The 384-nt window shown below is 59.9% G+C and carries 1 pseudogene; it reads left to right on the top strand.

From position 1 onward, the window contains the following. Positions 1 to 384 (top strand): annotated as a pseudogene (locus HMPREF2726_RS14610) (RHS repeat family protein); the annotation flags it as partial.

Below are 384 nucleotides of genomic sequence, written 5' to 3'. Positions count from 1 at the left end.
AGCGAACAGATTTGGTTCAGCAAGAATCCGGACGGGCATTATGTCATTGCTTCGCTGGACGGTTCGATAGCGCTGCGTTTTGCGCCTTTGGTGGTCGCGGAAGACGGTTCGGACGAAGACGCCACCCTCTTCCCGCTGGTGGCGATGGAAGACGCCAACGGCAACCATCAGCGTTTCGTTTATCATCCGCTGACCGGTCTGCCGCAATACGTCATCGACGGCAACGGCCGGGTGTTCTCGCTGAATTTCGGCAATGTGGCGGACGAACAGTCGCCCAAAATGCGGTTGCTGTCGGTATCGCTGTTGGAGGGTTTGCCGGTCTTCGGCGAAGCGGTCCGGGTCGGCAGCCCGCTGGTCCGCTACGAATACAACGGCAGCGGCGAC

It is taken from the genome of Neisseria sp. HMSC074B07 (assembly GCF_001810355.1).
Classification (GTDB): Bacteria; Pseudomonadota; Gammaproteobacteria; order Burkholderiales; family Neisseriaceae; genus Neisseria.
Note: the sequence above shows the minus strand (reverse complement) of the source record. Positions and strands in the feature narration are given on the sequence as shown.